Source organism: Streptomyces albicerus (assembly GCF_008905045.1).
Classification (GTDB): Bacteria; Actinomycetota; Actinomycetes; order Streptomycetales; family Streptomycetaceae; genus Streptomyces; species Streptomyces albicerus.
Genome location: NZ_VWMY01000076.1, coordinates 23682 through 30507, shown reverse-complemented (window position 1 = coordinate 30507; position 6826 = coordinate 23682). Strand labels below are relative to the sequence as shown.

At 69.5% G+C, this 6826-nt stretch carries 6 protein-coding genes and 1 pseudogene; all 7 read right to left on the bottom strand.

Going from position 1 to position 6826, the window contains the following annotated elements; translation table 11 throughout:
- On the bottom strand, positions 1-796 hold a 796-nt coding region (locus GAS53_RS45100; protein WP_151483605.1), incomplete at its 3' end, for a ribonuclease J.
- 187 nt (positions 797-983) lie between these two features.
- The gene (locus GAS53_RS55675) at positions 984-1298 is read right to left on the bottom strand and encodes a hypothetical protein (RefSeq protein ID WP_192583564.1); all 315 of its coding nucleotides are present in this window, start codon (positions 1296-1298) and stop codon (positions 984-986) included.
- Between the two features lie 166 nt (positions 1299-1464).
- Positions 1465-1634, bottom strand: a pseudogene (locus GAS53_RS45095) (6-phosphofructokinase); the annotation flags it as partial.
- A 432-nt stretch (positions 1635-2066) separates the two neighbouring features.
- Positions 2067-3272: an ROK family transcriptional regulator gene (locus GAS53_RS45090; RefSeq protein WP_151483591.1), complete on the bottom strand. Its 1206-nt coding sequence runs from the start codon at positions 3270-3272 to the stop codon at positions 2067-2069.
- Positions 3273-3285: 13 nt separating this feature from the next.
- Positions 3286-4566, bottom strand: a complete 1281-nt coding sequence (locus GAS53_RS45085; RefSeq protein ID WP_151483590.1) for a sugar ABC transporter permease — start codon at positions 4564-4566, stop codon at positions 3286-3288.
- Positions 4563-5339, bottom strand: a complete 777-nt coding sequence (locus tag GAS53_RS45080) for an ATP-binding cassette domain-containing protein (RefSeq protein ID WP_151483589.1) — start codon at positions 5337-5339, stop codon at positions 4563-4565. The genes GAS53_RS45085 and GAS53_RS45080 overlap by 4 nt, the downstream gene beginning before the upstream one ends.
- Before the next feature lie 112 nt (positions 5340-5451).
- Complete coding sequence (locus GAS53_RS45075; RefSeq protein WP_151483588.1) at positions 5452-6543, bottom strand: sugar ABC transporter substrate-binding protein; 1092 nt, start codon at positions 6541-6543, stop codon at positions 5452-5454.
- Positions 6544-6826 lie beyond the last annotated feature (283 nt).

The window sequence follows — 6826 nt, the reverse complement described above, 5'->3', positions numbered from 1 at the left end:
CCACGAAGGCGACCTTGCGGCCGTGCTGGTGGGCGGCGTCCAGGACCTGCTGGATGCGGTGCACATGGCTGGCGAAGCTGGAGACGATGACCCGCCGCGGTGCGGTGCGCATCACCTGTTCGATCGCGGGGTTCAGTTCGCGTTCGGAGGTGGTGAAGCCGGGTACTTCGGCGTTGGTGGAGTCGGTGAGGAACAGGTCCACGCCCTCCTCGCCGAGGCGGGCGAAGGCGCGCAGGTCGGTGATCCGGTCGTCGAGGGGGAACTGGTCCATCTTGAAGTCACCGGTGTGCAGCACCATCCCGGCGCTGGTGCGCAGGGCCACCGCGAGGCTGTCCGGGATGGAGTGGTTGACCGCCACGAACTCGCAGTCGAAGGGGCCGAAGCCGCGCCGGTCGCCCTCCCGCACGCGCACCGCGCGTGGCCGGATGCCGTGCTCCTTGAGCTTGGCCTCCAGGAAGGCGAGGGTGAGTTTCGAGCCGACGACAGGGATGTCGGACCGCTCGCGCAGCAGATAGGGCACGCCCCCGATGTGGTCCTCGTGCCCGTGGGTGAGGACGACGGCCACGATGTCGTCGAGGCGGTCCCGGATCGAGGTGAAGTCGGGCAGGATCACATCCACGCCGGGCTGGGTCTCCTCCGGAAACAGCACACCGCAGTCGACGATCAGCAGCTTGCCCGCATGCTCGAAGACGGTCATGTTCCGGCCGATTTCGCCCAGGCCACCCAGGGCGGTGACCCTCAGTCCTCCGTCAGGTAGCGGCGGGGCGGCTTTGAGTTCTGGGTGCGGATGGCTCATACCCTCACGTTACCGGAGAGTCTGCCGGGATGATCCACTGCCCGCACGGTCGATGCGGGGCGTGTGCGACGCCGGGCGCCTCGGTCACCGCAGGGGGAGGGGCCGGGCGCGGTGCAGGTGGTAGCGCCCGCCGCCGGTGGGCCGTACCCCGGGCGTGCCGGCGAAGATCTCGTGCCCCTCGTCATGGTCACCGGCCCCGGCGGCCTCCTGGTGCGCCTCGACGCTGGTCCACTCGGTGTACAGCAGGACGCGGCTGCCGTCGACGCTGTGCAGGAAGTGGGCCGAGATCGGCGCCCTCCCATTGCGCGAGCGTCAGCACGGTCTCGCCGTCCGTGCTCACGAACCAGCTCACGGCGGTGAGGCCGCGCGGCGGGGGAGTGCGGTCCAGCGTATGGGTTTCGCAATCGGTGACGAGCTGCTGCTGGTCGGGGTCTCCGACGTACCGCGTGCCGATCACGACCGTGCCGGTGCGGACGATGTCCGGGAAGGGGGCGGTGGTCATCGCGGTCTCCCTGGGACGTGAGGGGCGGTCGGGTCCCGATGATGACGCGGTCGTGGGGGGCTTGGGCGGGCAACTGTTTTACCGATCTCCGGTGCAGGCGCGGGGCGCGGGCGGAAGCTCATGTCACGCCACGCATTCCGCCTCGTTGTGCCGCTCTGCCGGGACGCAGGCAGGCTGGCTTCGGCGCGCCCTCGCCGCCAATCGGGATGATCGCGTCGAGCCCGGGGAGGCGGCCCCTGGCTCTCTCCACCCCGTCGCGCAGGTGCTCGGGACGGACCCGGGGGAGCCGAGGATGGTGCCGCCGCGGGCCAGGATGCCGCTCGCCGTGTCGAGGTCGGGGTGAACACAGCCGAACTGCGGGCCGCGGTGGCCGCAGCAGTCGGGAACCCTGACACGCTCAAGCCATCGCTTGATCGCGCTCTTCCCTTAAGACGAGCTACACCCTTGAGCTGGGCCGCTCGATTTGGGGCCGGAGCCGAATGGCGAGCGTCAGCAGGCCCTCACGGTGCTCGATCGAGCACCGTTCATCGACGTGCCCGGCGCCCGCAGTTGACAGGCGTGCATGCATCTGCGGCCGCACCTTCACCACCCGGCCGGGGGCGAGTCTCGCAACGCTCGAGTACTGCGACCGCTCGTACAGCAGTCGGCGCATCCGAGTCACAGGGCCGCCGGGCGCTGGATCGCCTCGTCGGCGGTGGTGAATGTCACGGACGCGATCCGGGGTAAGCGCCGCGGTCTGGCTTCGTGCCGTTCGCGCCGGCGTACTGGCTACGCACCGGCGCGGGCCAGTGTCTCCAGAGGGCCGACCAGGATCTCGGAGAAGGCGAGTTCGGCGGCTCCGATGAGCACCGCGTCGTCGCCGAGTTCCCCCACGCGCAGCCGCAGGTTCTCGCGGGAGGCTGTGAGGGCAAGGCGGTTGATACGGCTGCGGATCTGGGCGGCCGAGCCGAGAAACACCTCGCGGAGCGTCCCGCCGAAGATGACCGTGCGCGGGTTGAGCACATTGACCAGGTTGGCGACGCCGATGCCGAGCCAGTCGCCGACGTCGTGCAGGGCGGCGCGGGCGGTGATGTCGCCCCGGTCGGCCGCTTCGACGACGGCGCGTACGGCTTCCCGGCCGGTGGCCGCCGGGTCGCGCTGCGCGATCTCCAGCAGGGCGCGCTCCCCTGCCTCGGCTTCGAGGCAGCCGCGCGCCCCGCAGCCACAGGGCCTGCCATTCCGCGGGTTGACGACCATGTGCCCGATCTCCCCGCCGTATCCGCAGTCGCCGCCCAGCAGTTGGCCACCAGTGATGACACCGCCGCCGATGCCGATGTCGCCATGCAGGTACACGAGGTCCTGGCAGCCGGTCCCGGCACCGCGCAGGTGCTCCGCGAGCGCACCGAGACTGGCCTCGTTACCCACCGAGACGGGAAGGCCGAGGCCCAGCCGGCGCATGAGGTCCTCGCCGAACTCCTCGTCCTCCCAGCCGAGATAGGGCGCGGCGCGGACGAGACCGTCGGGTCGGCGCACCATCCCGCGGACGGCGGCGGCCACGCCGACGCAGTAGGTGCCGCGCTGTGCCGTGCCCACCATGTCCAGCGCGGAGCCGGCGAGGACCTCGGTCACCTTCCCGGCGTCGCGATGGCCGGGAAGCACGGGGATCTCCCTGTGGTCGAGGAAGACCCCGCCCAGGCCGATGCGCGCGACGGCCAGCCGGTCCACGCCCACGTCGAAGGCGAGGACGTACACGCGGTCGGACTCGGGCCGTACGACCAGGGACGGCCGGCCGGCCCTGCCGGTCTCACGGGGCAGTTCCTCACGGACCAGGCCGGCCGAGCCCAACTCGCTCACCAGACCCAGGATGGTGCTGCGGTTGAGTCCCATGCGCTCGGCCAGGACGGCCCGCGACATGGATCCGCCGATGTGCACATGACGGAGCAGGGTGCCCAGGTTGTGCCGGCGAATCTCCTCCTGCGAGGGACCGGCTTTCATGGAGCCCCAGACCTCATCGTTGTACGGCCCGGCGACGGGACAGCGCATCCACGCCTGCGGCCACCAGCAGAACCGAACCCGTGACAGCGTACTTGACCCCTGAGCTGTACCCCATCAGGCCCATGCCGTTCTGGATGACCGCGACCACCATGCCGCCGAGCACGGCGTCGACGACCCTGCCCCGCCCGCCGAACAGGCTCGTCCCGCCGATCACGGCGGCGCCGACCGCCAGCAGCAGCACGTTGCTGCCACCGGTGTTGGGGTCGACCGAGTTGCCCCGGGACGCGGCGATGATGCCGCCGACCGCGGCCAGGGACGAGCAGATGACGAACGCGGAGATCCGGATGGCTGCCACGTTGATGCCGGCCCGGCGGGCCGCCTCGGCGTTACCGCCCACCGCGTAGATGTGCAGGCCGAACGAGGTGCGCTGGAGCAGGAACGTACCGGCGACGAGCAGGACGGCGATGACCGGCACCACGATCGGCACGCCCTTGAGCGAGTCGACGATGACGTTGCGGCTGCGCTCCTGGTTGAGCAGGTGGACGGCGATCGCACCGAGCACCGCCAGGCCGCCGATCCTGACTGCGAGCAGGGTGAGTGGAGCGGGGGCGAGCGCGCGCTGCCGGCGGTTGCGGTTCTTCCGGAGCTGGATCGCCGCGTACGCCCCGACACTGACGGCGAGCAGTACCCAACCCAGCGCGGGGGAGAGGTTGTTGTTGGCGACGGCCAGGATCGTCTGGTCGCGGATGGAGATGTTGGTGCCTTCCTTCAGCAGCATCAGCACGATGCCCTGGAACCCGAGGAAGGCGGCCAGGGTGACCACGAAGGAGGGGATGCCGACCTTCGCCACCAGCAGGCCGAGCAGCAGGCCGATGACCGTGCCGCTGAGGATCGCCGCGGCCGCCGCGCCGTACCAGGGCCATCCGTGGTCGGTGAGCAGGATGGCCAGGACGGCGGCGCAGACCCCGCTGGCGTACCCCGCGGACAGGTCTATCTCGCCGAGGAGGAGGACGAAGACCAGGCCCATGGCGATGGCGATGCTGCCCGCGCCCTGGGTCAGCAGGTTGGCGAAGTTCAGCTCGGACAGGAAGACCGGGCGCAGGGCGGCGAAGAACACGCACAGGACGATCAGGCCGAGTACGGCGGGGAGGGCGCCCAACTCGCCGCCCCGTACCCGCTCGACGTAGTTCCGGGCGACCGAGCGCAGACTCGCGGCCTCGGCCGCTCCGTTCTTCTTCGGCGTACCGGGACCGCGGGGCAGCTCCGGCTTCTCGGGGGCGACTGCGGCGGTCATGCGGTGACTCCGTTGCTGTGGGCGAGGCCGAGGTCCCCGCTGCGGCCTGAGGTGATGAGTTCGACGACCTGGGAGTGCGTCACGTCCGACGTGCTGACCTGGGCGGCCATCCGGCCCAGATAGAGGGCGGCGATCCGGTCGGACACCGCGAAGACGTCGTTCATGTTGTGCGAGATCAGGACCACGGCGAGACCGTTGTCGGCCAGCCGCCGGACCAGTTCGAGGACCTGTGCCGTCTGGGCGACACCGAGCGCGGCGGTCGGCTCGTCCAGGACGACGACCTTGCTGTTCCACAGCACGGCCTTGGCGATGGCCACGGTCTGCCGCTGGCCGCCGGAGAGACTGGAGACCTGCTGACGGATGGACTTGACGGTACGGACCGAAAGACCTTCGAGGGTCTGGGCGGCCATCTCCTCCATCGTCGCGTCGTCCAGGACGAGTCCCCGGCGCTTCTCGCGGCCGAGGAACATGTTCTGCACGATGTCGAGGTTGTCGCAGAGCGCCAGGTCCTGGTATACGATCTCGACGCCCAGGGCCGCCGCCTCACGCGGGCTGTGCACCTGGACCTGCTCACCTTCGAACCAGTACTCGCCGCCGTCGAACGGGTGGATCCCGCCGATGCACTTGACCAGGGTGGACTTGCCCGCGCCGTTGTCTCCGACGAGGGCGGTCACCTCCCCCGGGTGGACGTCGAAGGACACGTCGTGCAGTACCTGCACGGCACCGAAGCTCTTGTCGATCCCGCGCAGTCGAAGGATCGGGGTCGCTGTCATGTAAGACGGCTCCTTACGGTCGTGAGGTCGCGGGTCCCGGGGAGGTGGGAGCCCCGGGACCCGCGGTCGGGCCGGCCGGACCAGGGGTAACGGTCCGGTCGGCCGGTCAGGGCTACTTGATGCCGGCCTTGGCGCACAGGGCGGCGTACTTGCCCGTGCACAGCTCTGCCTTGGTGACGAAGCCGTCGTCCACGACGTCCTTGACGTTGTCCTTGTAAATGGCCACCGGCGTCTCCAGCACGGACGGGACCTTGCGCTTGCCCTCGGGGTCCTCGACGGTCGCGTTCGTCTCGCCCTTCTCGCCCTTGGCGAGGGAGATGGCGAGCCTGGCCGTGGCGTCGGCCTCCTTCTTGACCGCCTTGTAGACGGTCATGCACTGGTCGCCCGCGAGGATGTTCTGCAGGCCCTGCACAGTGGCGTCCTGGCCGGTGACCGGGACCTCGCCGTTGCGGTTCTGCTTGCGCAGGACGGCGATGGCCGCGTTGCCGAGACCGTCGTTGGCGGCGAGCACGCCGTCAACCTTGGGCTCGCTGGTGAGCATCTGCTCGAAGATGGTGCCGGCCTGGGCGTTGTCCCAGTCCGGGACGGACTGGTCCGGGCCCTTCACGTAGTCGCCCGACTTGTACTTCGGGTCGAGGACGCCGTTGTAGCCCTCGGCGAAGAGAGTGGCGTTGTTGTCCGTCGGGGAGCCGTTGAGCGTGGCGACGATGGGCTTCTTGGCCTTCATGTCGCTCAGGCACTTGCTGAGGCCCTCGCCCTGCAGCTTGCCGACCGCGGTGTTGTCGAAGCTCACGTAGTACTGGGCGGAGCCGCCGAGGGTGAGCCGGTCGTAGTCGATCGTGGCGACGCCCTGCGCCTTGGCCTTGTCCAGAACCGCCTTACCCGTGCCGCTGTCCAGGTTCACGATCACCAGGACGTTCACGCCGCTGGTGATCATCTGGTCCGCGATGGTCTGGAACTCCTGCTTGTCGCCCTGCGCGTTCTGGATGTCGTACTCGACGCCGGCCGCCTTGAACGCCTCGGAGAGGTACTTGCGGTCCGCGGTCTCCCAGCGGGCCGAGGACTTGCTGTCCGGGAGGATCACGCCGATCTTCGGCTTGGCGTCGGAGCCGGAGTCACTGCCGCTCGACGAGTCGTCGCCACAGGCGGTGAGCGAGCTGACCAGTGCCACCGAGGCGGCGGTGAGGAGGAGTCCCTTGCGCATGGGCAGGGTCCTTTCTGGTGTTACGGCCGGACGACCGGACGTACGAGGGTGGTGAGAAGGAAGGCGAGAAGCGCGCTCTCGGACGAATTGCCGGGTGTCGGGTGATCCGCCCGGCTGAATGTTGTGAGCGGGAACTTACGGCGCCCCGGAACCCGTGCGCCAGAGTGCGGGAGGCGCTATTTGTCATCCGCCATAACAATTAGGTGACGCTGTCGAAACGCGGTGACATCGCCACCTCCTGTGCGCCATGAACCCGGAGAGAGTATGAGACCGTGCGATGGCC

Excerpts from the sequence above, each read along its gene's own strand:
- GAS53_RS45075 (WP_151483588.1), bottom strand. The coding sequence starts at position 6,543 with ATGCGCAAGGGACTCCTCCTCACCGCCGCCTCGGTGGCACTGGTCAGC.
- GAS53_RS45085 (WP_151483590.1), bottom strand. The coding sequence starts at position 4,566 with ATGACCGCCGCAGTCGCCCCCGAGAAGCCGGAGCTGCCCCGCGGTCCC.
- GAS53_RS45080 (WP_151483589.1), bottom strand. The coding sequence starts at position 5,339 with ATGACAGCGACCCCGATCCTTCGACTGCGCGGGATCGACAAGAGCTTC.
- GAS53_RS45090 (WP_151483591.1), bottom strand. The coding sequence starts at position 3,272 with ATGAAAGCCGGTCCCTCGCAGGAGGAGATTCGCCGGCACAACCTGGGC.
- GAS53_RS55675 (WP_192583564.1), bottom strand. The coding sequence starts at position 1,298 with ATGACCACCGCCCCCTTCCCGGACATCGTCCGCACCGGCACGGTCGTG.